The 25,024-nt window shown below is 43.6% G+C and carries 24 protein-coding genes and 1 rRNA gene; 15 read left to right on the plus strand and 10 right to left on the minus strand.

What is annotated here, in order from left to right; genetic code table 11:
• The first annotated feature begins 105 nt into the window (after positions 1-105).
• The gene (locus tag ABMY35_RS03245; RefSeq protein ID WP_349284997.1) at positions 106-546 is read left to right on the plus strand and encodes a hypothetical protein; all 441 of its coding nucleotides are present in this window, start codon (positions 106-108) and stop codon (positions 544-546) included.
• Between the two features lie 33 nt (positions 547-579).
• On the opposite strand, the gene tusA is transcribed toward ABMY35_RS03245, so the two are convergent.
• The 3 genes from tusA to fadB form a co-directional block, all read right to left on the minus strand.
• A complete protein-coding gene (gene tusA / locus ABMY35_RS03250; protein ID WP_058028286.1) occupies positions 580-819 on the minus strand; it encodes a sulfurtransferase TusA in 240 nt (79 codons plus the stop codon).
• Positions 820-1,081: 262 nt separating this feature from the next.
• Positions 1,082-2,248: an acetyl-CoA C-acyltransferase FadA gene (fadA, locus tag ABMY35_RS03255; RefSeq protein ID WP_349285014.1), complete on the minus strand. Its 1,167-nt coding sequence runs from the start codon at positions 2,246-2,248 to the stop codon at positions 1,082-1,084.
• A gap of 7 nt (positions 2,249-2,255) precedes the next feature.
• Positions 2,256-4,418, minus strand: coding sequence for a fatty acid oxidation complex subunit alpha FadB (gene fadB, locus ABMY35_RS03260; protein WP_349284998.1), 2,163 nt, complete (start codon positions 4,416-4,418; stop codon positions 2,256-2,258).
• A 364-nt stretch (positions 4,419-4,782) separates the two neighbouring features.
• Between fadB and ABMY35_RS03265 the strand changes: the two genes are divergently transcribed.
• From ABMY35_RS03265 to ABMY35_RS03285, 5 genes are all read left to right on the plus strand, one after another.
• Positions 4,783-6,669 (plus strand): transglycosylase SLT domain-containing protein, encoded by a 1,887-nt coding sequence (locus ABMY35_RS03265; RefSeq protein WP_349284999.1) that lies wholly within the window; start codon positions 4,783-4,785, stop codon positions 6,667-6,669.
• A gap of 91 nt (positions 6,670-6,760) precedes the next feature.
• Positions 6,761-8,083 (plus strand): Xaa-Pro dipeptidase, encoded by a 1,323-nt coding sequence (gene pepQ / locus ABMY35_RS03270; RefSeq protein WP_349285000.1) that lies wholly within the window; start codon positions 6,761-6,763, stop codon positions 8,081-8,083.
• Positions 8,084-8,377: 294 nt separating this feature from the next.
• Entirely contained in the window at positions 8,378-8,992 is a 615-nt protein-coding gene (locus tag ABMY35_RS03275) for a YigZ family protein (RefSeq protein WP_130254926.1), read from the plus strand.
• 52 nt (positions 8,993-9,044) lie between these two features.
• The gene (locus ABMY35_RS03280; protein ID WP_058028291.1) at positions 9,045-10,496 is read left to right on the plus strand and encodes a TrkH family potassium uptake protein; all 1,452 of its coding nucleotides are present in this window, start codon (positions 9,045-9,047) and stop codon (positions 10,494-10,496) included.
• Positions 10,497-10,623: 127 nt separating this feature from the next.
• On the plus strand, positions 10,624-11,313 hold the full coding sequence (locus ABMY35_RS03285) for a flagellar brake protein (protein WP_349285001.1): 690 nt from the start codon (positions 10,624-10,626) through the stop codon (positions 11,311-11,313).
• Positions 11,314-11,328: 15 nt separating this feature from the next.
• On the opposite strand, the gene trkA is transcribed toward ABMY35_RS03285, so the two are convergent.
• Genes trkA through def form a run of 4 tightly spaced genes read right to left on the minus strand, consistent with a single transcriptional unit; the run spans position 11,329 to position 15,481 of the window.
• Positions 11,329-12,705 (minus strand): Trk system potassium transporter TrkA, encoded by a 1,377-nt coding sequence (gene trkA / locus ABMY35_RS03290; RefSeq protein ID WP_349285002.1) that lies wholly within the window; start codon positions 12,703-12,705, stop codon positions 11,329-11,331.
• 11 nt (positions 12,706-12,716) lie between these two features.
• A complete protein-coding gene (rsmB, locus tag ABMY35_RS03295) occupies positions 12,717-14,000 on the minus strand; it encodes a 16S rRNA (cytosine(967)-C(5))-methyltransferase RsmB (RefSeq protein ID WP_138561444.1) in 1,284 nt (427 codons plus the stop codon).
• Positions 14,000-14,944, minus strand: coding sequence for a methionyl-tRNA formyltransferase (fmt, locus tag ABMY35_RS03300; RefSeq protein ID WP_349285003.1), 945 nt, complete (start codon positions 14,942-14,944; stop codon positions 14,000-14,002). Before fmt ends, rsmB begins: the two co-directional genes overlap by 1 nt.
• 27 nt (positions 14,945-14,971) lie before the next feature.
• Entirely contained in the window at positions 14,972-15,481 is a 510-nt protein-coding gene (gene def / locus ABMY35_RS03305; RefSeq protein ID WP_138483195.1) for a peptide deformylase, read from the minus strand.
• A 118-nt stretch (positions 15,482-15,599) separates the two neighbouring features.
• On the opposite strand from def, the gene ABMY35_RS03310 reads away from it, so the two are divergent.
• The 6 genes from ABMY35_RS03310 to hemF all read left to right on the plus strand — a co-directional run bounded on the left by ABMY35_RS03310 (position 15,600) and on the right by hemF (position 20,477).
• The gene (locus ABMY35_RS03310; protein WP_349285004.1) at positions 15,600-16,721 is read left to right on the plus strand and encodes a LysM domain-containing protein; all 1,122 of its coding nucleotides are present in this window, start codon (positions 15,600-15,602) and stop codon (positions 16,719-16,721) included.
• Between the two features lie 40 nt (positions 16,722-16,761).
• The gene (gene dprA / locus ABMY35_RS03315) at positions 16,762-17,859 is read left to right on the plus strand and encodes a DNA-processing protein DprA (RefSeq protein ID WP_349285005.1); all 1,098 of its coding nucleotides are present in this window, start codon (positions 16,762-16,764) and stop codon (positions 17,857-17,859) included.
• Between the two features lie 2 nt (positions 17,860-17,861).
• Complete coding sequence (locus ABMY35_RS03320; RefSeq protein ID WP_058028302.1) at positions 17,862-18,335, plus strand: DUF494 family protein; 474 nt, start codon at positions 17,862-17,864, stop codon at positions 18,333-18,335.
• An 89-nt stretch (positions 18,336-18,424) separates the two neighbouring features.
• Positions 18,425-18,991 carry a topoisomerase DNA-binding C4 zinc finger domain-containing protein gene (locus ABMY35_RS03325; RefSeq protein WP_138561436.1) on the plus strand — a complete coding sequence of 189 codons (567 nt, stop codon included), beginning with the start codon at positions 18,425-18,427 and terminating at the stop codon, positions 18,989-18,991.
• Positions 18,949-19,560 (plus strand): Sua5/YciO/YrdC/YwlC family protein, encoded by a 612-nt coding sequence (locus tag ABMY35_RS03330; RefSeq protein ID WP_349285006.1) that lies wholly within the window; start codon positions 18,949-18,951, stop codon positions 19,558-19,560. The genes ABMY35_RS03325 and ABMY35_RS03330 overlap by 43 nt, the downstream gene beginning before the upstream one ends.
• Positions 19,561-19,562: 2 nt before the next feature.
• Positions 19,563-20,477: an oxygen-dependent coproporphyrinogen oxidase gene (gene hemF, locus ABMY35_RS03335; protein WP_138568627.1), complete on the plus strand. Its 915-nt coding sequence runs from the start codon at positions 19,563-19,565 to the stop codon at positions 20,475-20,477.
• Between the two features lie 72 nt (positions 20,478-20,549).
• On the opposite strand, the gene ABMY35_RS03340 is transcribed toward hemF, so the two are convergent.
• Entirely contained in the window at positions 20,550-22,160 is a 1,611-nt protein-coding gene (locus ABMY35_RS03340) for a methyl-accepting chemotaxis protein (protein WP_349285007.1), read from the minus strand.
• A gap of 100 nt (positions 22,161-22,260) precedes the next feature.
• Complete coding sequence (locus ABMY35_RS03345; RefSeq protein ID WP_349285008.1) at positions 22,261-22,719, minus strand: group II truncated hemoglobin; 459 nt, start codon at positions 22,717-22,719, stop codon at positions 22,261-22,263.
• Between the two features lie 23 nt (positions 22,720-22,742).
• On the opposite strand from ABMY35_RS03345, the gene aroE reads away from it, so the two are divergent.
• Together aroE and ABMY35_RS03355 are read left to right on the plus strand one after the other, a co-directional pair.
• The gene (gene aroE / locus ABMY35_RS03350) at positions 22,743-23,561 is read left to right on the plus strand and encodes a shikimate dehydrogenase (protein ID WP_349285009.1); all 819 of its coding nucleotides are present in this window, start codon (positions 22,743-22,745) and stop codon (positions 23,559-23,561) included.
• Position 23,562: 1 nt separating this feature from the next.
• Positions 23,563-23,802, plus strand: coding sequence for a DUF1488 family protein (locus ABMY35_RS03355; RefSeq protein WP_349285010.1), 240 nt, complete (start codon positions 23,563-23,565; stop codon positions 23,800-23,802).
• On the opposite strand, the gene ABMY35_RS03360 is transcribed toward ABMY35_RS03355, so the two are convergent.
• Positions 23,785-24,327, minus strand: a complete 543-nt coding sequence (locus tag ABMY35_RS03360) for a gamma carbonic anhydrase family protein (protein ID WP_349285011.1) — start codon at positions 24,325-24,327, stop codon at positions 23,785-23,787. The genes ABMY35_RS03355 and ABMY35_RS03360 overlap by 18 nt on opposite strands.
• Positions 24,328-24,913: 586 nt before the next feature.
• Here ABMY35_RS03360 and ABMY35_RS03365 point away from each other — a divergent pair.
• Positions 24,914-25,024 (plus strand): 16S ribosomal RNA (locus ABMY35_RS03365); the annotation flags it as partial.

Raw genomic sequence — 25,024 nt, forward strand, 5'->3', positions numbered from 1 at the left:
TTTACAAAATACTTCGCACTTTTACAGCGTTATATATTCTAATAGGTATGAATTAGAACAGCTCAGAACTAAGCTGAGCAAAATGGCTGAGAGGAAATTAAAAGTATGAAAAAACTATCCGCAGCGTTAATGGCTTTATTACTTTCTGCGTGTTCGAGTCAGGTATATGTTCCAGACCAAGAAACTATTCAGCCGAATGTAAAACCTCTCGATAGAGATATGTATCTGCGTGGTGACTTCACCTTATGGGATGCAGAGCCTCACTATAAACTGGGCGCACAACAACCGGGTATTTACACGGTACGCGCAAAGTTTATGACGCCGGGCAAAGTGTATGAATTTAAAATTGCTGATGAGTCTTGGAGTAAAGGTTTCAACTGTGGTTATCAGTCGTCAGGTTCACTGCAATTAAATAAACCAATACCAGCGAACTGTGACACGGTATATAACTACTTTAGTTTTGCACCGAGTAAAAAGGGCTGGTACACCATTACCTTTGATTATAGAAATTCAGCATCGCCTATGGTCATGGTGAGCAAAGGATAAGTTAAAGCGAACAAATGCTTTACAAAAAAGGGCTTATTTGCCCTTTTTTACTAGGTAACGGAAAGGGGCTTGTTCAACTTCTTTGGCAACCAGTGTATGGTCCATAAATTCGCAGAAGCTTGGAATGTCACGAGTGGTTGATGGGTCATCGGCGATAATTAATAACGTTTCACCATCAGACATTTTTCTCACTGCACCACGCACCATCATCACAGGCTCAGGACAACGAAGACCGATTGCATCTAATGTATGATCGGGATTAGAAAATGGCATGGTGACTCTCTTAAACAAGCTAAAAATAGGGCGAATATTTTACCCACTGCGCGATGACAAATAAACCATTGCAAGCGACTAATTTAAGCTTCACACCTATAACGAAAAAAGGCAAAGCGTTTTCACACTTTGCCTTTGTACCAGCATTCATGACTGAAATACTGGTTCACCAAGTTGAGTTTTGCGTTTTGAATAATTTCTCGACAAGAGAAATGAGCGCAAGCGTTGTAACAGCTCACTCAGCAAGTGAGCTGTTATGGGCTTATTCTACGCGCTCAAACACCGTTGCGATGCCTTGGCCTAAACCAATGCACATGGTGGCTAAACCATATTTTGCACCTTTGTCTTCCATCAAGTGGATTAGTGACGTACTGATACGTGAACCCGAACAACCAAGTGGGTGACCTAGGGCAATCGCACCACCATTTAGATTCACTTTCTCGTCTGCCACTTCAAGTAGACCAAGATCTTTTAATACAGGTAGAGACTGTGCAGCAAATGCTTCGTTAAGCTCAGCTACATCGATATCATCAATCGTGATACCTGCTTGCTTAAGTGCTTTCTTACTCGCAGGAACCGGACCGTAACCCATGATTGATGGATCGCAGCCTGCAACCGCCATTGACTTAACACGGGCACGAATAGGTAAACCTAGAGCTTTGGCTTTCTCTTCGCTCATTACGAGCATCACAGATGCACCATCTGATAGTGCTGATGAAGTTCCCGCAGTTACCGTGCCTGAAGCAGGGTTAAACACAGGGCGAAGTTGCGATAAGCCTTCAAGTGTTGTCTCTGGACGAATTACTTCGTCGTTTTCTACTAATACCGGAACACCGTCATCATCATGACCTTCAGTTGGTAAAATCTCACGAGCGAAACGACCTTCAACGGTCGCAGCATGTGCACGTTGGTGTGAACGTACTGCGAACGCATCTTGTTGCTCACGGCTGATACCATGAATCGTTGCAAGGTACTCAGCGGTTAAACCCATTGAGCCAGCAGCTTGTGCAACAGAAGTCGACAAGCCAGGGTGGAAATCAACACCGTGTGTCATAGGTACATGACCCATGTGCTCAACACCACCGATAAGGTAAGTGTCACCAGCACCTGTCATGATTGCGCGTGCTGCATCATGCAGTGCCTGCATTGATGAGCCACACAAACGGTTAACGGTAACCGCTGGCACTGTGTGAGGAATACCAGCAAGTAGTGCCGCATTTCGCGCCACGTTAAAACCTTGCTCAAGCGTTTGTTGAACACAACCCCAATAGATGTCGTCGATGCTTGCAGGATCAACTTGTGGGTTACGCTCAAGAATACCTTTCATAAGGTGTGCACTTAAGTCTTCTGCGCGACAGTGTTTGAATACACCATTTTTAGAGCGACCCATTGGCGTACGAAGACAATCAACGATTACTGCATTTTGCATAGTCATGTTATTGGCCCTCCACGGCATAGAATACTTTACCTTCAGTCGCCCATTGACGCGTCTGTTCTGATACTTGGTAAATTTCACCTAGATGTGCGTACTTGTCAGCCATAGCAACAAAGTTAGCTAGGCCAATTTGATCTAGGTAACGGAATGCACCGCCTCTGAATGGAGGGAAACCAATACCATAGATAAGTGCCATATCTGCTTCTTGTGGAGAAGCGACAATGCCTTCTTGCAGGCAAAGTAGAACTTCGTTGATCATTGGCACCATACAACGCTCAATGATGGTTTGTTTATCAAACTCAGTTGCCGCATCACAAATGCTACTTAGTAGTGCAACTGCGTCAGCGTCTTTGCTCTTCTTAAGGCGACCGCGACGATCTGGTGCATATTGGTAGAAACCTTTTTGGTTCTTTTGACCAAAACGCTCAGCATTTGCAAGAACCGCTACCGGATCTTTATCTTGGCGAGCCATACGAGTAGGGAAGCCATCGGCCATCACACCCGTACAATGGTTTGCTGTATCGATACCGACAACATCTAGTAGATATGCCGGACCCATAGGCCAACCAAATACGTTTTCCATGACTTTATCTACTTTAGTAAAGTCAGCGCCTTCAACAACGAGTTTGCTGAAACCTGCAAAGTAAGGGAAAAGTACACGGTTAACGAAGAAACCCGGGCAGTCGTTTACCACGATAGGTGACTTGCCAAGTTTTAGTGCGTAATCAACCACGGCTGCAACTGTTTCATCTGAGGTCTTTTCACCACGGATGATCTCAACAAGCGGCATTTTTGGCACTGGGTTGAAGAAGTGCATACCACAGAAGTGCTCTGGTTTTTCTAGTGCTTCAGCCAGTTCATCAATGCGGATTGTTGATGTGTTCGAGGTTAAAATAGTGCCTTCAGGTAATTGCTTTTCAAGACCTGCAAGTACCGTTTTCTTAACTTGTGGGTGCTCAACTACCGCTTCAACCACAATATCAGAGCCAGCTAAATCAGCATCATTCAGTGTAGGCTTGATCTTACCTAGCGTGCCGACCATTTTGTCTAGTTTCATGTGACCGCGTTCTACTTTTTTACCAAGTAGCGTTGCTGCTTCATTCATGCCTAGATCAAGGGCCGCTTGGTTGATGTCTTTCATGACAATCGGCGTGCCTTTGTAAGCAGATTGGTAAGCGATACCGCCACCCATGATACCTGCACCTAGTACTGCGGCTTGTTTGATCTCAGTGGAAGATTGTTTGGCTTGTTTCTTGGCAACACCTTTAATGTATTGGTCAGCTAAGAAGATACCTGTTTGCGCGGCTGCTTCTGCTGTTTTAGCCAGCTTTGCGAAGTTGGCATTTTCAATTGCCATGGCTTCATCGCGTGTTGCATTTGCAGCGGCTTTAATTGTTCTTACTGCCATCACAGGTGCAGGGTAGTGACCTTTGGTTTTACCCATCACCAGGCCTTCAGCCATTGCGAAGCTCATGCCTTGCTCAACGCGGTTTAGTTTCAATGGGTCAAGTTTTAGCTGACGTTTTGCACGCCAATCAAGTTTGCCAGCAACAGCTTGCTCAAGAGTTTTTACTGCTGCTTCAACTAATTTTTCTTTTGCAACCACACCGTCTACAGCACCGACTTTCAATGCGTCTGCTGCACGGTTTTCTTTACCTGTGGTGATCCACGTCATGGCATTATCAGCACCGATAATACGTGGTAAGCGAACCGTACCACCGAAACCAGGCATGATCCCTAATTTAACTTCTGGTAGGCCAATTTTTGCGTTTTGACTTGCGATACGGTAATCCGTAGCAAGTAACCATTCACACCCACCGCCAAGTGCAAGGCCATCAATAGCAGAGGCAGTTGGGAACGGTAGGTCTTCGATGGCATCGAAAATATCTGTTGCTGACTTGATCCAACCAACTAGTTCTTCTTCTGGGCGTTGGAAAGTCGGTAAGAATTCAAAAATGTCGGCGCCGATGATGAAATGGTCTTTGTCACTGGTGAAAACCATCGCCGCGATATCATCGCGTTGGCTAAGTTCGGCAAATGCTTTGCCACATTCTTGTAAGGTTTGCTGAGAGAGTTTGTTTACCGAACCTGGCATACAGAACTTAAACTCAGCGATATTGCCTTTGTAAAAATCAACTACAAAGGACTCGCTCTTGTATAACATGCTTGTTCTCCCGTGTTATTACACTGGTACGATGAGTTGTTAATTTACTCAGTTTGGACCCTTTAAATTAAAATTGCAATGAAAAATTTACCAGAGGTTTACGCCTGCCTTAAAAATTTGCAGTTGAGCTGCTAAGGTGGTTGAGTGACACCATGCTCAAGTCATTTTTACCCTGATGGCGTTTGGTCTTGATAACGGTCGATGTACAAACTTGGTTTGTGTTTTTTATTGGTGTGTTATTTGTGCGTAGAACCAATGCCCTTGAGTACATTTATTCATCTTAGAGATAGCCAAGCTTAGGCAAGATGAATGCATTAATACTTATCTCATTCATTAATTTAAAATTTAAAGTGTAAAGGTCATTATGAAATCTTGGATCATGACCATTGCCGCTACCAGCCTTGGCGCATTTAGCTGGTTTTCTTCTGCGAGCAATGATCATCAAGCATTTAAAGATGCAGAAAAAGTTGCACGTTCAGGTAACTACAAAGCGTTTAAAGCGGTGATCAACGACTTAGAACACCCGCTCAAACCGTATGCTGAACTGGCGTTTTATAAACGTTACCCTCGCCTCAAATTTCAGCAAGACATCAGCCATTATTTAAGTGTCTATGATAACACGCCGTTAGAGTGGCCGGTGCGCAAGAGCTGGCTTGAGTATTTACAGCGTCGTGGAAAAAAAGCGCTCTTTGTTGAGTATTACCAGCCCACCAGCAATGCTGAGTTACAATGCCGCTATTTACAGTATCAGATTGATTTAGGCGCACCGAAAGCGCAATTGCTTGATCAAGTTGATGCACTTTGGACGGTCGGCAAATCTCAGCCTAAAGCGTGCGATAAGTTATTTAGAGTATGGCGAAAAGACGGGCGTATGACACAAGCTTTGGTGTGGCAGCGAATCACTAAAGCGGCGCAGGGCGGGCAGGTTGCGCTGTTGCCTTATTTAAAAACGTTGCTCCATAAAAAAGAAGCATATTTAGCTGATTTATATAAAGCAGTCAGGCGTGACCCAAGTGCCTCTGCAGGCTTATATCGGTATAAGAAGCGCTCAAGTAAAGAGGCTGAAATCGCGGTTTATGGTGTTAAACGTCTTATTTGGCGAGATCAAAAGCTGGCGCTGAGAGCATGGGATAAGCTGCAAGGTATGTTTACATTCAGCCAAGCGCAAAAAGATGCAGTGGCGTATCGCTTTGCATTGGCTTTGGCATCAAAAGGGCATGATGATGCACGCTTTTGGCTAAACAAAGTACCAGAAGAGCTACAAGATACTAAACTGCGCCAGTGGATGATGGCCAACATGCTCAAAGAGCAAGATTGGGCAGGGATTGTGGCTTTTTTTACGGGGATGAAGAACTTAAGTAATGGCCAGCAATACTGGCTTGCTTATAGTTATAATCAGCGTGGTGAGCCTGAAAAAGCACAACAGTTATGGCAGCCTCTGGCGTTAAAGCGTGATTATTATGGCTTTTTAGCTGCGGCACGTTTAAATATGCCGGTGTCGTTGAATAATCAAACCCTCGATGTACCACAACCTATTATTGATAAGGTGTCTCAGGCGCCGGGCTTTTTAAGAGCGAAAGCCCTTTATGAGCTTGACCGTTTTACTTCTGCACGCAGAGAGTGGAATTACCTCACCAACACTTCAAGTCATGCCGAGAAGCTTGCTGCATCGGTACTCGCTGCAGATCTTGAGTGGTATGACAGTGCTATCCGAACTTTAGCTGAGATTAAAGCGTGGAATTATGTCGACCTACGATTCCCGATGGCTTTTGAGGAGTTATTCACGCGTTACAGTAAGCGTAATCATGTTGATATGGCTTGGAGTATTGCTATTTCACGCAGAGAGAGCTCGTTTGCGCCAGACGCCGTGTCTCATGCTAATGCTCATGGCTTAATGCAATTATTGCCGAGTACGGCTCGATACGTTAGCAAGCAAAAAGTCTCTAAGCGTCAGCTTTATAAGCCGGCCACTAATATTCGTTTAGGTACAGATTACTTAGAGTATTTAAAGAAAAAGAATGGTGGTAATGAGATTTTAGCTACGGCTTCTTATAACGCGGGGTATCATCGAATTAAGCGTTGGTTACCCGAGCAAGGTATGCCAGCTGAATTATGGATAGAGCTCATTCCATTTAAAGAAACCCGAAACTATGTGAAAAATGTGATGGCATATCGTCAGGTTTATCACACTAAGTTGGGTCGAGAGGGCAATATATTGGCCCCAATCTTGGATATGAAAATAGAAAAGTAAGTGAAGCTGGCAATCCAGCGTGTTGGCTGGATTGCATTTCTGGCCTTATGCTAGACTGGCAAAATGAAAAACTAAACGAAATGGGTACACCATGGAACAATTAGCACATTTATACGCTGAGCATATTGCAACATTGCAGCAGCGCACCAAAACCATTATTGAGCGAGAAGGCTTAGATGGCTTAGTGATCCACTCTGGACAAGCAAAGCGCCAGTTTTTAGATGACATGTATTATCCGTTTAAGGTGAACCCTCAGTTTAAAGCTTGGTTACCTGTGATCGATAATCCACATTGTTGGATTGTGGTAAACGGCGAAGATAAGCCTAAACTCATTTTTTATCGTCCGGTCGATTTCTGGCATAAAGTGCCTGATGAGCCGAGTGACTTCTGGGCTGAATATTTTGATATCCAGTTATTATTACAGCCTGATCAGGTAGAAAAGTATCTGCCATACGATAAAGAAAAGTTTGCTTACATTGGTGAGTACTTAGAAGTGGCACAGGCATTAGGTTTTACCAATGTAAACCCTGAGCCGGTAATGAACTACTTGCACTTCCACCGTGCTTACAAAACGCAATATGAATTAACTTGTCTACGTGAAGCAAACCGTCTAGCTGTGTTAGGCCATAAAGCTGCACGTGATACGTTTTATGCGGGTGGCTCAGAGTTTGCGATTCAACAAGCATACCTAAACGCTACGCAGCATATGGAAAATGACACGCCATACGGCAACATTGTGGCGCTTAATGAAAACTGTGCAATTTTGCACTACACACACTTTGACCGCAAAGTACCTGCGAAACATTTATCTTTCTTAATTGATGCAGGCGCAAACTTTAACGGTTACGCGTCTGATATTACCCGTACTTATGATTTTGAAAGAAAGGGTGAATTTGCTGAGCTAATTAAAGTTCTGAACGATCACCAAATTGAGTTAGGTAAAGGTTTACAGCCGGGCAAACTATATGGTGATTTACATATAGAGTGCCACCAGCGTATTGCACAAACTTTGGCTGATTTTAAGATCGTAAACCTTGCGGCTGATGATATTGTGGCTAAAGGCATTACTTCAACATTCTTCCCACATGGTTTAGGTCACCATTTAGGTCTGCAAGTGCATGACATGGGTGGTTTCATGGCTGATGAAGCGGGTACGCACCAAGCGCCACCTGAAGGCCATCCATTCTTACGTTGCACACGTAAGATCGAAGCAAACCAAGTGTTCACTATCGAGCCAGGTTTATACTTCATTGATTCTCTTCTCGGTGATTTAGCGAAGACGGATAACAACCAATACATTAATTGGGAAAAGGTTGACGCATTCAAGCCATATGGTGGTATTCGCATCGAAGACAACATCATTGTGCATGAAGATCGTCTAGAAAATATGACGCGTGATTTAGACTTAGACTAACTAAGTCGACGCATTGAAACGAAATTCGTTACACTAACGGGAAGCAGTTGCTTCCCGTTTCTAATACAAATCCTCTTAATTAAGTGGTCTATTTTGAGGCTAGGAAAGCTTGTCGTTAACGCCGCTCACGCGTCCTGCTATCGCTGAGGTACTTACTTCCATGTAGGCAAGGCGAAAATTTTGCTATTTAGTTATTCTAAATAAGAAATTTTTAACGCGGTTAGCGGCAGCTTTAATCTCTCAAAATGATTAAGTATTATTAAGGATTGGTATAAATACTGGACCCCCAACTTTATGTCAGAATTCTATATTCCGAGCGAATCCATCAGTCATCACGAAGAAATTAAGAAGAGCACTTTTTTAGTGCATATTGCGCATACGCCAACTATCGAGTCTGCGAAAGCTTTTATTCAGAAGATCAACGATGACTACCCTGATGCCAGACATAACTGTTGGGCTCATGTGGCGGGTGCGCCTGGGGGCAGTCATGTTTATGGTTTCTCAGATGATGGCGAACCCAATGGCACTGCGGGTAAACCTATGTTGAATGTGCTTATTGGCTCTGGACTTGGTGAAATAACAGCAGTAACAACCCGTTATTTTGGCGGCATTAAGCTTGGCACGGGCGGTTTAGTGCGTGCTTATGGCGGCACGCTAAACAATGCCCTAGAGGTACTAAAAACCACATTGAAAGTGCCTGCAACTGAGCTGATAGGGCGCTCTGATTATGCGCTGCAGGGAATTATCGAGCAGTATCTAAATACTCATTTCACTATTTTGCAGCTGGATAAAAGCTATGACTCAGCGGTGAATTGGCAAGTCAGCATTGATAGTCGACAAGTTGAACAAGCACAGCAAGAAATTTTTGATTTAACCCATGGAGTGGTTGAGTTAGTCTGTAAAGAGTAAGACAATCAAGTAATAACACTCTGTCATTCTTATTTTTGAAGCGTAACGCAGCATGCAATTTCGTACCATAATAAAAATTCTTGGCCAGCTGGTGGCCTTATTTAGTATCACAATGGTGCCGCCTGCACTGGTTTCGCTGATTTATAAAGATGGTGGGGGTGTACCATTCGTATTGGCATTTGTGTTCAGTATTATTATGGGTATGTTGGCGTATTATCCTAACCGCCATCAAAAAGGAGATTTGAAAGCCCGAGAAGGCTTCTTGATAGTGGTGTTATTTTGGCTGGTACTAGGGTCTTTCGCGTCCTTACCGCTTATCTTCTTACAAACACCCAACCTCTCCTTGGCAGATTCTGTATTTGAAGCGTTTTCAGGCTTAACCACAACCGGTGCAACCGTTTTAACGGGCATTGAAACCTTGCCTAAGTCGGTATTGTTTTACCGTCAGCAACTGCAGTGGTTAGGAGGCATGGGTATCATCGTACTAGCGGTTGCGGTCTTGCCAATGCTAGGTGTCGGTGGCATGCAGTTATATCGTGCAGAAACGCCGGGGCCTGTGAAAGACTCGAAAATGACACCGCGGATCGCCGATACTGCTAAGCACCTTTGGTATATTTATGTGGCGTTAACGTTAGCCTGTACTTTGGCATATTGGTTGGCGGGCATGAACTTTTTCGATGCGTTATGTCATGCCTTCTCGACGATTGCGATTGGCGGTTTCTCGACGTATGACGCATCCATGGGTTACTTTGACAGCCCTTTGATTAACCTCATTTGTGTGGTGTTTTTGATCATTGCTGCGGTGAACTTCTCATTGCATTATGCGGCGGTGTCGAGTCGAAATGTGCGTGTGTACTTACGCGATCCAGAATTCAAAGTATTCTTATTCATTCAGCTTGCTTTGGTCGTCATTTGCTTTGCTGTTTTATCGTCAAATCAAGTGTATGCCGACGGAGATGAAACCCTAGATCAGGCTTTGTTCCAAGCAGTTTCTATCAGTACAACTGCTGGGTTTGCGACAGATAATTTCTCGGCTTGGCCTCTGTTTTTACCTATCTTACTTATCTTCTCTAGTTTTATTGGTGGGTGTGCGGGTTCGACTGGTGGTGGCATGAAGGTAGTACGTGTGTTCTTGCTGTATCTTCAAGGTGTGCGTGAGCTAAATCGCTTGGTTCACCCGCGTGCTATTTACTCTATTAAACTAGGTCGCAAAGCACTGCCTGATAAAGTCGTTGAAGCGGTATGGGGATTTTTCTCAGCTTATGCCCTAGTGTTCGTGATCATCATGATTGCCTTGTTAGGTACGGGTATGGACAACATCACCGCATTTTCAGCGACCGCTGCGTGTTTAAATAACTTAGGCCCGGGGTTAGGCGATGTGGCTGCGCATTATGGCGACATTACCGATTCAGCTAAATGGATCTTAACGTTAGCCATGGTATTTGGCCGTTTAGAAATATTCACGCTACTGGTGTTATTTACGCCGACATTTTGGCGAGGTTAAGCTAGTCTTAAGGCTTAATGAAAATTTAGGTCAGCAGATTAAAGTCTTCGCTAGATGGCCGATATAAACAGGAATAACAAAAATAAAAGGGACACTTGTACTGACTGCAAGTTGTAAAAGGTCAAAGATGTTAAAGTCGCAAACCAGTGTAGATGTATCTATCATTTCTCAGTTGCCAACAGGGAGCACGGTAGATATTGAAGTGATCATGCCAGCAGGCTCAAAACGCTTAAAAACGGAATTTGTCGGTTATATGTCTGGGCAATATATCATTTTGAATTGCCCGTCTACACAGCGTTTAGGTGCAGCACTTGATTATGTCAAAGAGGGCACATACGTCGTGGTGCGCGCTGTACTCGATCAAGGTGATGGGCAAATCATTGCTTTCAAAAGTATGATTAAAGCGGTAACAACACACCCAACTAAGCTTATCTTTTTATTTCTTCCTCGTGCTGTGCAAAGTTATCAGCTCCGTGAGCAGGTCCGTATTCCGACTTTAATCCCAGCAGTATTTAATACCAGTGATCACTCAGAGGTTGGCGTGATAAAGGATATTTCTTTGTCTGGCCTTCAATTTGATTTGCACAGTGATGATGTCTGCCCGAATTCAGATTTAAAAGAACAAGACTGTGAGATTTTACTTGAGGGTAAACAAAACCAGCAATTTAAGCTCAATGGTGAGATTTGCAGAGTGAAACAAAAAGAAGGTCTGGTCATGCTGGGAATAAAATTGAGGAACGATCAGACTTTTATGGAAGCTATAATGAAAGAGTATTTGATCGACCTGTCAGTGTTACAAGCCGATCAAAAAGAATAACGTCATAGGCTGAATCTAAACGAATAGCGCGCTTACTTGGAATAGCTTTTCGACTACACCAATTTGCTTTTTATCTATTAAGAACATGATGACATGGTCGCCAGACATGATCACAGTGTCATCATGGGCAATCAGCACTTCATCATTACGCACAATGGCACCAATGGTAGTACCGACAGGTAGCTTAATATCGCTGATAGCACGGCCAACTACTTTTGAGGTATTTTCATCACCATGCGCAACCGCTTCTATGGCTTCAGCGGCCCCTTTACGTAATGAATATACATTGACGATATCACCGCGACGAACATGGGTGAGTAGTGCAGATATGGTTGCTTGTTGAGGCGAGATAGCAATATCAATCTCACCACCTTGGACCAAGTCAACATAAGCACCACGCTGGATCAGTACCATGGTTTTCTGTGCGCCCATACGCTTTGCCAACATGGCAGCCATAATATTGGCTTCATCATCATTGGTAACCGCGATGAACACGTCAACTTGTTCAATATGCTCTTCAGAAAGCAGTTCTTGATCTGAAGCGTCACCACAGAACACTACGGTATTGTCGAGCATTTCTGAAAGCTCTGTGGCCCGCGCTTGATTACGTTCGATCAGTTTCACGCTGTGGTTTTTCTCAAGCGAGCGCGCAAGACCCGCACCGATATTACCACCACCGGCAATCATGATCTTTTTATAAGATTGCTCGAGCTTTTGTAGCTCATTCATTACCGCACGAATGTGTTTGGTTGCGGCAAGGAAAAAGATTTCATCATCAGCTTCAATAACCGTCGTACCCAGAGGCTTAATGGCTTTACCTTGGCGGTAAATCGCCGCAACGCGAGTATCAACGTTTGGAATATGCTCTTTCAGTGCAGACAGCGCATAGCCCACTAGCAGACCACCGTAATATGCTTTTACAGCAACCAGTGACAGCATGCCATTACCAAACTGCAGTACTTGTAATGCGCCAGGATAATCAATCAAGCGACGAATATATTTGGTTACCAACTGCTCTGGCGCAATATAGTGGTCTACGGGTAAGTCGTCGTTATGGAATAACTTCTCACGATACTTCAAATATTGCTCAGAGCGGATCCGAGCAATCTTTGTTGGTGTGTTGAAGATACTGTAGGCGACCTGACACGCAACCATGTTGACTTCATCCGAACTGGTCACCGCGATGATCATATCGGCATCTTCGGCACCCGCTTGGCGAAGAACATCAGGGTGTGCGCTGTGACCCGCAACCCCTTGCAAGTCATATTTATCTTGAAGCTCTCGTAAACGATCGCCATCGATATCAACCACGGTGATTTCGTTTTGTTCACCCACAAGGTTTTCTGCTAGGGTGCCGCCAACTTGTCCGGCGCCTAAAATGATGATCTTCATAGTGTGATTAATTACTTTTTAATTATTTTTGCGTAATAAAAGCCATCGGTTAAACCAGGTAACAACTGTAAGCCAGGTGCTTCAGGTGTGTCACTCTCATGAAGAGGCTGGTGAATGGCGTCGCTATTGTCAGCTAAAAACTGTGCGACTTGCTGCTTGTTTTCTTTTGGTAGTACTGAGCAAGTTGCATACAGTAACGTACCACCAGACTTTAACAGTGGCCAAATGTTTTTCAGGATCTGGCCTTGCAGCTCGGCAAGATCGTCAATGTCAGTTTTTCTACGAAGCCACTTGATATCAGGGTGGCGACGAATTACACCTGTGGCTGAACAGGGCACATCGAGCAAGATGCGATCGTATTGCTGACCGTCCCACCAGGTATCTGGCTGACTCGCATCGGCATGAATACAATTTGCTTCAAGGCCAATACGATCAAGATTTTGCTCAACTCGAAGTAAGCGATCACTGTCAGCATCTAGTGCATCAACGTTTGCCTTGGCAAGCTCTAAAATATGACAGGTTTTACCGCCAGGCGCTGCACACGCATCTAATATACGCTCGTTATCTTGTGGTTCAAGTAAACGTGCTGCGAGCTGGGCTGCAGCATCTTGCACCGAACTCGCACCTTGTTTAAAGCCAGGTAGCTTGGCCACATCACAGGCTTTATCTAAGATGATGGCGTCTTGATATTCAGGATAGTGCTCGGCGCGTATACCCGCTTCATCAAGTGCCTCTAAGTATTCTTCTGTGCTGCCCATGTGCTGGTTAACACGCAGCCACATAGGCGCTTGTAATTGGTTCTGCTCAAGAATATCTTGCCACTGTTCAGGGTAGGCTTCTTTAACTGCTTTAATAAACCAGCCCGGGTGATTGAATGTTAAAACATCATTACCTTGGCTGCTTTCTTCTAAGGTATCTTGCTGGCGTTGGAAGTTACGTAGTACTGCATTGACCAAACCTTTAAGACCACCGGCGCGCATTTGCATCAATGCATTTACTGTTTCGGCAACGGCAGCATGCTCAGGCACACGCATATGCTGTAACTGATAAATACCTACATAAAGTAAAAATTGGAAAACGCGGTTTTTACCTTTAAGCGGCTTTTCTAGCAGTTGCTGGCAGTAATTTTCTAAACTTGGTAAGTAGCGTAAAACGCCATAACAAATTTGTTGTAATAGCGCTTTGTCTTTTGGTGATAAGTTTTTTGCAGCAAGCGGAAGCTGAGTATTCAGCGATTGGCCTTTATCGACAACCTGAAATAGGGTTTGCGCCGCAAGGGCGCGCACATTGGTCATTATTGACCTACCTTATTACCAGCGGCAACCCACTCAGCACGACCGTTTAAGAAGTCCTGTGCAGACATTGGTTTTTTACCTTGCGGCTGCAGTTGCGTGATACGAAGGGCATTTTCACCACATGCGATCACGATACCTTGTTTGTCGGCATGTAATACGGTACCCGCTTCGCCACTTTGTTCAACAACATCAGCTTTCCAAATTTTCACGGTGTTTTTTTGCATTTGGGTAAAACATACTGGCCAAGGATTAAATGCACGGATGTTACGCTCTAGTTGTTCAGCATCCATTTGCCAGTCAATATCAGCTTCTTCTTTACTGAGCTTCTTGGCATAGTTAGCAAGGTTATCACCTTGAGGCTCTGCAACTGCAGTGCCTGCAGCCATGCTGTTTAGCGTTTCAATGAGCGCAGGTGGCCCAAGCTCGGCAAGCTTGGTATAAAGGCTCGCGCTGGTATCTTCTGCGGTAATTGGGCAAGTCGCAATATGCAGCATATCGCCTGTATCTAGACCTTCATCCATCTGCATAATGGTTACGCCAGTTTCGGCATCACCCGCCCACAGTGCACGCTGAATTGGTGCGGCACCACGCCAGCGTGGCAGAATAGAGCCATGCACGTTAACACAACCAAGGCGAGGAGTATCTAACACCACTTTCGGTAACAATAGACCATAAGCAACAACAACCATTACATCGGCATTTAGGCTGGCTAACTCTTGCTGTGCTTCTTCACTTTTAAATGATTCAGGCTGATAAACGGGTAAATCATGCTCAAGCGCTAAGGTTTTTACCTCGCTGGCTTTGAGTTTTTTACCGCGGCCCGCAGGGCGGTCTGGTTGGCTATACACACCAACAACTTGGTGCTCTGAATCGATAAGTGCTTGAAGGTGGCGCGCAGCAAAATCAGGCGTACCAGCGAAAACAATACGTAATGGTTGAGTCACAGAATATTCCAATGTTGTCAGGTTAAATTAAGAACGAGCCGCTAAGCGAGCTTCTTTTTCAAGCTTCTTGCGAATACGCTGGCGCTTAAGTGGCGATAGGTAATCAATAAATAATTTACCCATTAGGTGATCAAGTTCGTGCTGAGTACAAATCGCCAGTAGGCCATCTGCTTCATATGTATACTCTTCACCGTTCTCATTTAGTGCTTTAACTGTGACTTGCTCTGCGCGGTCAACTTTTGCGTATGACTGAGGCACTGATAAGCAGCCCTCTTCACTGATAGTAGAGCCGTCTTTCGCGATGATCTCTGGGTTGATTAATACCAGTGGCTCATTGCCTTCTTCTGATACGTCGATCACCACAATACGCTTGTGAATATCAACTTGAGTAGCAGCTAAACCAATGCCATTTTCGTCGTACATGGTTTCAAGCATATCTTTAACGATTTGACGGATCTCGTCGTTTACTTCAGCTACAGGCTCTGCAACTGTGCGTAAACGCTCATCTGGGAATCTTAATACTTCTAACTTAGCCATGGTTACCTTTTACTATTGAGCTATATATGCATTCGTGTATGCTTTCATTTTAGCCATTCACGTTTCCCTTTTACAGGTTTTGGTTGATAATATCGAAAAATAACTCAAGGAAGCTTTGATGAAATATTCCATTGCTGCGTTAATGCTCTCTGTTGGCGCTCAATTTTCGGCCATGGCTGATGTTTTAAAGTTAAAAGCCGATGCGCCACAACAATATGTGGTGAAAAAAGGCGACACCTTGTGGGACATTTCGACCATGTATCTAAACACGCCTTGGCGTTGGCCTGAATTGTGGCAATGGAACCCGCAAATTGACGACCCTGATTTAATCTATCCCGGTGATGTTTTGGCGCTGCAATATGATGCCCAAGGCAACCCGCGTTTGGTGTTAAAGAAAGGAGTGAAGAAGCTTTCTCCTCATACACGTGTTGTGGTTCAAAAAAACACCGCTATTCCGACACTACCTCTAGCCATGATAGAGCCGTTTTTGCGCTTCGACCAAGCTATTGGTGCTGATGACCTAGATGGCAAACCAATTGTACTGGGGTCAAATCGTAACGTACTTCGCAATACCCAAGGTCAGTTGTTGTATGTAAAGGGTAATCTTAATCCATCTGCAAACTATGGTATTTACCGTCGTGGTGAGGCTTACATAGATCCTGAGAATGGTGACACCTTAGCGTATGAGTCGCGTTTAGTGGGGACGGCTCGAGTATTATTTGGTGGTGATATTGAAGCGGGTCATCCGGCAAAAGTTGAGATTGAAACGGTTCGCCAAGAAATCAAAACCAATGATGTACTGATGCCGATTAATGTAGATCAAAGCTTTTCGGCGCAATTTAATATGACGCGTCCTACCGAAGCCATCGATGGCTCAATTATTTCAAGCGATAACCAGATGCGAGAATTTGGTTCTACTGCCATTGTGGTATTGAATCGTGGCCGTGACGACAACCTTAAAGAAGGTCATATTCTTGATATTAACAAACAGTCACCTACAGTTATTGAGGGTAAACATGGCCCGCGCTACATTGAAGACGCTAATAAGCTAGAAAAGTTTATCACTGGCTTTAGAGAAATGTTTGGTACTGAAAACGACGAAGACAGTGTTGTGTGGACTATGCCAAAAGAAAAAGTCGGTGAGCTGATGGTATTTAAAGTTTACGACAACATTAGCTATGCGATGGTGACTCGCTCTCAACAACCAATCAGAGTGGGAGATACCATTAGCGCCAATTAAGCGAAAGCTTATAAATGACAAGATACTCTAAGGAGGGAGTATGGCAACACTTTCGCAGTTACAAGGACTGATACTGTATTTAACCAAAGGGCTGGGCAGTGCAACGCTCTCAGCCATAGAAAGCAAAATAGATCTTGTTGAGTTATTCGATTTACCCCATGATGAACTCATAGCGCTCGGCATTAAACCCACCATCGCAGAGCAAATAACCAACCCCGATTTAAAGCGTATAGAGCAGCTCCAGAAATTTTGTGAACAACAAAATATTCAAATTATTCATACCGAGCATCAAGCTTATCCAAAATTACTTAAGCAAGCCTGTCATGCGCCTTTAATACTTTTCTGTAAAGGTAAAATTGAGTTACTCAATGAGCCGCAAATTGCCATTGTGGGAAGTCGTAACGCAACACCGCCTGGGTTGGAGTGTGCCTCTGAATTTGCCTATCAATTAACGCGTTCAGGTATAACGGTCACCTCAGGCATGGCTATGGGCATTGATGGGGCTGCGCATAAAGGGGCGCTCGCTGGAAACGGTAATACCATTGCAGTATTAGGAACAGGTGTCGATGTGGTCTATCCAAAGCGACATAACTATTTATATCAGCAATTGGCTGAACAAGGGCTCGTTATTAGTGAGTTTTTGCCGGGTACTGTGGCAAATCAACATCATTTCCCAAGGCGAAACAGGATTATTTCGGGACTGTCGCTAGGCACTTTAATTGTTGAAGCAGAGATAAAAAGCGGCTCTTTAGTCACAGCAAAGTATGCGCTTGAGCAAAATAGAGAAGTGTTTGCGATACCCGGCTCTATCAGAAATCCGCTGGCAGCTGGTTGTCATCACTTGATAAAACAAGGGGCAAAGTTAGTAGAAAGCGTGGCCGATATTTTAGAAGATGTGAGCTTTTTGCCAAATAACGGTCTATATAATATAGAAAGGGTAGAAAATATCCCAATAGAAGACAGTAAGGAGAATTGCCCAGTATTAAAGAGTCTTGGTTTTGAAGCGGCCAGTGTCGATGTCATAACCCATAGGACTCAATGGCCAGTAGAGAAAGTATTAGCACGACTGCTGGATCTCGAACTCGAAGATAAAGTCGCCCGCACTGCGGAAGGCTACATAAAATTAGCGAGGGGTTAATCATGTTTGATATTTTAATGTACTTATTTGAGAACTATATCCACTCTGAATCGGATATTTTTGTTGAACAAAACGAATTAACTGACGAGCTATTACGTGCTGGTTTTAATCAAGATGAGATTTACAAAGCCTTGGATTGGCTGGAGCAATTAGCAGATTTACAACATAGCGATGAAATTCCTTACTTAAATGCGACGGCTGATAAAGCCATTCGTATTTATACCGAAGAAGAGTGCCAACTTCTGGATGTTGAAAGTCGTGGCTTTTTAATGTTTGTTGAGCAAGTTGGTGTGATTGATAGCACAACACGTGAAATGGTCATCGACCGTTTAATGGCCCTTGAAAAGGCTGAGATCAGTCTAGACGATTTAAAGTGGGTGATCCTAATGGTGCTCTTTAATGTGCCAGGTAAAGAGCAAGCCTATGCGCAAATGGAAGATCTGATCTTCGATGAGCCCACGGAGTACTTGCACTAGACGTACTTTTATTGATGCACAATACTTGACCCTAACTTTAGCACGGTTATATTAGGCGCAATTCAAACTGAGCTAAGTGGGTGGCATGTATGAGTAAGATTGATCATTCTTTATTTAATGCTGATAAACATGCATTAGAAAAGGAATATGAAATTTGTCCTAAATGTGGCTCTGAGCTGGTGATGAAGCACAGCAAGAATGGGCCTTTCTTAGGCTGCGCCAGCTACCCTAAGTGTGACTATATTCGTTCTCTCGCCCAGCATGATAATCACGACATCAAAGTACTCGACGATTCTCCTTGCCCTGAGTGCGGTGAACCATTAGTTATTCGTAACGGTCGCTACGGTATGTTTATTGGGTGCACCGGATACCCTGCCTGCCATTTTATTGTGCATGAAGACGAGCCCGAAGAAGAAGGTTTACCAAACTGCCCTAAGTGCAAAAAGGGTAAGCTCGTTGTTCGTAACAATAAATTCGGTAAACAATTTTACTCATGTGATGCCTACCCAAGTTGTAAGTACAGTTTAAATCAACACCCAGTCGACGAAACTTGCCCGCAATGTGGTTGGGGGGTGATGGTTGAGAAATCTCGTGGTGATAAAGCTGTGTTACAATGCCCGCAGAAATCCTGCCAACACAAAGTAGAGAAATCATAGTGAGTTATGAACAACAAACCAGCAAGGATACAGCTGCAACTGTATTGCGTGCTGGTGGCGTAATTTGTTATCCAACAGAAGCTGTGCATGGTCTTGGTTGTGACCCTGATAATCACAGTGCTGTGCACCGTATTTTGGCGTTAAAGCAAAGAGCAGAAGAGAAAGGGCTAATTTTAATTGCCGATAATTTTGCTCAGCTTTTACCTTATGTTGATGAAAACAAAATCCCTATGGATAAACGCGCTGAGATTTTTTCTTCGTGGCCAGCTGCCATTACTTGGGCTCTGCCTGCCAAATCTTCAACCCCTAAGTGGTTAACCGGTACTCATTCGACAATCGCGGTACGTGTTAGTGCACACCCGGTGGTGAAGCAGCTCTGTCAGCAGTTTGGCAAGCCGCTGGTGTCGACCAGTGCAAACATTGCAGGGCAACAACCAGAAGCAACACTAGACAAAGTAAAAGCAGTATTTAACGATCAAATCGACTTTTATGTTGAAGGGCCACTTGGTGGTGAGACTAAACCAAGTCAAATTAAAGGTGCCTTTACCACACAGCTAATTAGAGAGTAAGCATGTCAAAAGTAAATTTAGAAACAGTCAAAGCCTTCTTATTACAATTACAAGACACAATTTGTGCAGGCCTAGAGCAAGCTGATGGTAAAGCGAAATTTGTTGAAGATGCGTGGGAAAGAGCGGAAGGCGGTGGTGGTCGTACCCGTGTTATTCGCGATGGTGACGTAATCGAGCAGGGCGGTGTTAACTTCTCACACGTATTTGGTGCGTCAATGCCTGCTTCGGCAACTGCACATCGCCCGGAATTAGCGGGTCGCAGCTTCCATGCCTGTGGTGTGTCTTTGGTTATTCATCCTAAAAACCCACATATCCCAACGAGTCATGCCAATGTACGCTTCTTCATTGCTGAAAAAGAAGGCGAAGCACCCATTTGGTGGTTTGGTGGTGGTTTTGACTTAACACCTTTCTATCCAGTATTAGAGGACGTTAAACATTGGCACCAAGTTGCAAAAGACTTATGTGAACCATTTGGTGATACTGTTTATAACGACTATAAAAAGTGGTGTGACGAATATTTTTATTTAAAACACCGTGGTGAAACCCGCGGCGTAGGTGGTCTATTCTTTGATGATTTAAATGAGTGGGGGTTTGAGAAGAGCTTCGACTTTATGCAAGCAGTGGGCAATGGTTTCTTAGATGCCTACTTACCAATCATTGAAAAACGTAAAGACACACCGACCAATGATGCACAGCGTCAATTCCAGCTTTATCGTCGTGGTCGCTATGTTGAATTTAACCTAGTGTGGGACCGTGGTACCTTGTTTGGCTTACAAACCGGTGGTCGTACTGAGTCAATTTTAATGTCGATGCCACCATTGGCGCGTTGGGAATATGACTTCACACCAGAAGCCGGCTCATTAGAAGCCAATTTATATGAATCTTACTTAAAGCCAAGAGACTGGTTAAGTCTTTAACTTCAGGGCTTAAATAGCAGACTAAAAAATGGCGCTCAATTGAGCGCCGTTTTTGTATAAAGAAAGTTATTATTAATCGACTTTGAAGCTGCGCACTTGCTCATCCAAAGAGCGCGCTAATGTCAGGAGTTCTTCACTGACTTGTTTACTGCGGTGTGCATCTTTTAAAGACTCTTCCGCGTTATCACGAATACCAATAACACTGTGATTAATTTCTTCTGCCGCCAAGTTTTGCTGCTCTGTGGCATCGGCGATCTGTACGTTTAAGTCATTAATCTCATGCATCTGATTGGAAATATCTTTTAGTGCCTGTGCGACTTTTTTCACTTGCAGGGCTCTATCGTCTGCTTCTTCACAAGATGCACTCATCGCCTGAACGGTTTGCGCAGCTTCGCTTTGAAGCTTTTCGATGGTGCGCTTTATTTCATCAGTAGAGTCATGAGTACGAGTTGCCAGTGTTCTTACTTCATCGGCAACCACTGCAAAGCCTCGACCCGCTTCACCAGCGCGCGCTGCTTCGATTGCGGCGTTAAGTGCTAGCAGGTTAGTTTGCTCGGCAATGCTACTGATCACTTCAAGTACTTTACCCACTTCAAGGGTTTGATTTTGTAATTGACTAACTTGCTCAGCTGCTTGGCGAACATCTTGCGCAAGTTGATTAATACTTGCTTCGGTGTGCTCTGCAACGGCCATACTTTCTTCTGCTAGATGGTTACTTGAATCAGATTTTTCTGAGGCAAAGTGTGTGGTGTTCTTAACTTCGCTTGATGAGCTCTCTAACTCATTAATCGCAGCCGCAACTGAATCTGTGCCTTGCTTTTGCGCTAAGATCGCTTGCTCTGTTGTATCTGCTGAGTTGTAAATACTCTCTGCCGAGCGAATGAGCACATGAGAAGAATGGGAGACTTGTGCCATATTTTCTTTAAACGCGGTCATCATTTTATTGAAGTTCGTCGCTAAACGCCCAAGCTCATCGTCAATATCATCATCAATACGCAGACTTAAATCTTTATTCTGTGTAGCAAGGCGCATAGTGCGACCAAGAGTTTTCAGGCGTACAATAAATAGCTTTCTAAATAGCATGCCTAAAATGACAAACGCCGAGATAAAAATGGCCGACAGTAATCCAGTGCTTAACCAAGTATTGCTGATCACTGTGTTATCAATGTCTTTTAATGAGTAACTTATACGAACAACCCCTAATACATCGCCTTCTTTAGCCATGTGGCAACCTAAACAGTTTGTGCCTTTATAGTCACTGCTGGCGATCATCGGTCTAAGAAATGTCATCACACGCATATCATCGCGTTGTTCGATGACTAAAGTTTCTTTACCTTTTAGTGCATCACGCTCAGCATCACTGGTTGGTGCTTGATTGGGGTTGCCTGGACCGTAAAGTTTGTTGATTAACTCTGCTCGAATGATGTGAGCATCTTCGATGCTAGGGTGAGCGCGTAGTTTTTCACTGAGTATCTCACGATTCGCCATCGTGCCGGTCAGCATCATGGTATTAATGGAATCAAAGTAGTTATCGGCTAATAACTTGATATTCTCTGCGACGGTCTCTTGAGCAAGTTTTTGTTGCTGATCTGAGCTACTCCAAATACTGGCAATGAGTACAAGTACGCCCGTTATCGCTAAAAGTGCATAAATTTTATGTTGTATCGATTTCACAGTAATCATTCAATCTCACTTATATGTTATTACATTATGCAGCTTCTAGAGATAAGGGGATTGATTCAGCGCAAATGAGCCACAGCTAATTTAACAATTGATTAATATTTTAGTCCTTATTTATCATATGTGTGGCTAATTGCTCGAAAGATTTTCTTAGTCCCACTCTCAATAGAGGGTTATCCACTTCAATTTCGAGTGCTTTATTCATGCAAAACATCCATTGATCTCTTAAGTCTTTATCTATCGAAAAAGGCATATGGCGTTTTCGCAGCATAGGGTGCCCGTATTTCTCAACAAATAGGTCAGGGCCTCCTAACCAGCCAGATAGAAATTCGAAAAAGACTAAGCGAATTCTATCTAAAGGTTGTGGGTGCATGTCATATAGTGGTTTCGCGTATTCTTCTTCTGCCATTACATCGTAAAATCGATCCGCTAAGGCTTTTACACCGTCCTCACCACCTAAAATTTCATAAGGTGATTTTTCTACTGTAGGGGTCTCGTGCATATTACTCTCTTGTTCTTTACTTGCATCTTTGTTGAAGATGCGTTTAATTAGCTGCTTCATAAACTATTCACTGGGCTTATTTAATGGGTAAATTCGCGGTATTTGGTAATCCGATAAAGCATTCTAAATCGCCTCAGATCCATAGGCAATTTGCAGAGCAGTTTTCATCACAAATAGATTATCAAGCTTTGCTAGCGCCATTAGATGCATTTGAAGCATTCACACAAGACTTTTTTATAAACCAAGCAGGTAAAGGTGCTAATGTCACTTTGCCTTTTAAAGAGCGCGCGTTTGAGCTGGTGGATGAACTCACTGAAAGGGCACAGTTAGCGGGCGCTGTGAATACAATTAAGAAGTTAGATGATGGTCGGTTACTCGGTGATAATACCGATGGCGCTGGGTTAGTGGCTGACTTAATTCGAAATGAATGCAAACTAGATGGCGCATCTGTATTACTTATTGGTGCGGGTGGCGCAGCAAGAGGGTGTATTTATCCTTTACTGCAAGCAGGGGTGAAAGACATCACCATTGCGAATCGCACCAAAGAGAAAGCTGAGATATTAGCCGAGCAGTTTTCTGCTTATGGTCATGTGAAAGGGGTTGGCTTAGACGAGGTGTCCGATTCGACTTATCAAGTGGTGATTAACTCGACATCATCGAGTGTTACTGGAGAACTTCCAAATATATCGGAGGCTGCTTTTACACAATGTCACCTTGCCTACGATATGTTTTATAGCAATGAGCAAACTAGCTTCTTGAAATGGGTCGAGTCTATTAACTCCAATATCAAGTTAGTAGATGGAATTGGTATGCTAATAGGGCAGGCTGCAGAAGCATATTATCTTTGGCAAGGTGATATGCCTGAATTAACACCGGTAATAAATACATTTGCTAAGGGCTAACATGAATCAAGCAATCTTATTTAATGATGATGCGAGTTTTAATGCGACTCAGCAAAGAATAGAGTTCACAGCGATGAATTCTGGTTTAATCATTCGTTGCTGTGTTGCATTTGAAGGAGAAGAGGCGACAGCGCTAGCACACTTTACAGAGCATCAATTTGATTATGAAATGCAAGCTGAGGCGCTTATCGAAGAAGAAAGCTACTCAGCAGAAGGGGAAGTATTACTTAGCCGAGTCTGACTCTGCTAAGTAATCATCTTTTAACTCAACATAATTGAGCGCCGATATTTTCAAGAAGGCTAATTCTGAGTCAGTTAACGGGCGAGCTTGTTTCACCGGGCTACCTACATATAAATAGCCTGATTCAAGTTTCTTATTAGGTGGTACTAATGCACCGCCAGCAATGATGACATCATCTTCGACAATCGCATTGTCCATCACAATAGCACCCATGCCTACTAATATACGGTTACCAAGCTTACACCCATGTAGCATTACTTTATGGCCGACTGTCACATCATCACCTATAATAAGCGGGTAGCCTTCGGGGTTGTTGGCGCTTTTGCGCGTTAGATGAAGTACGCTACCATCTTGTATATTAGTGCGCTCACCGATCTGTATATAGTTAACATCTCCTCGCGCTGCAACTAAAGGCCAAACGCTACTATCTTCACCCATGGTGATATCACCGACCAAAACGGCAGATTCATCAACATAGACGGATTTTTCTAATTTAGGATAGATCCCTTTATAACTTCTTATCATTTGTGTAGAGCCCCGAGTTCATTGAGATGATATTTATGCTTTGTAATTAGTGTAGAGTCAAAGTGAGCAATTTACCATTGCTTAAAAATAGCAATTAACACTCAGAAGTGACCAAAATTACAGCGTCAAAGTATCAAAAATGGGCGTTTCGTTTAAAATACACGCGAACAGTTAGTTTTTTGCATTTTTCTTTAAAAAAGGGGTTGCGTAATTTTCTGCTCTCCCTATAATGCGACCCCACTGACACGGGGCGAGACGCTGAAAAGCAAATCAAAACGATGTCGAGTCAAATAAAACTTAATCTTAAAACTTTCTCTGAAGAAAAAGATTGAAATTAAGTGTTGACATAAAAAGTGAAGTCGTTATTATGGCGCTCCACTTCGCAGCAAGGCTGCGGTAACTCATCGAGTTACACTGTTCTTTAAAAATATGAAGCAATCATCTGTGTGGGCACTCGTACAAATTGAGTTCTAACAGCTCTTGATTCAGGAGCAAAAAAATTTAGAGTCTCAATTTCTTATGAGTGACTATATAGTCAATTTATACAGAATTCATTGAGCACGAATCTTCGGATTCAAAAAACTTTTAATTGAAGAGTTTGATCATGGCTCAGATTGAACGCTGGCGGCAGGCCTAACACATGCAAGTCGAGCGGTAACATTTCTAGCTTGCTAGAAGATGACGAGCGGCGGACGGG

This window comes from Pseudoalteromonas sp. BZB3, from assembly GCF_040104455.1.
In the GTDB taxonomy this organism is placed as follows: domain Bacteria; phylum Pseudomonadota; class Gammaproteobacteria; order Enterobacterales; family Alteromonadaceae; genus Pseudoalteromonas.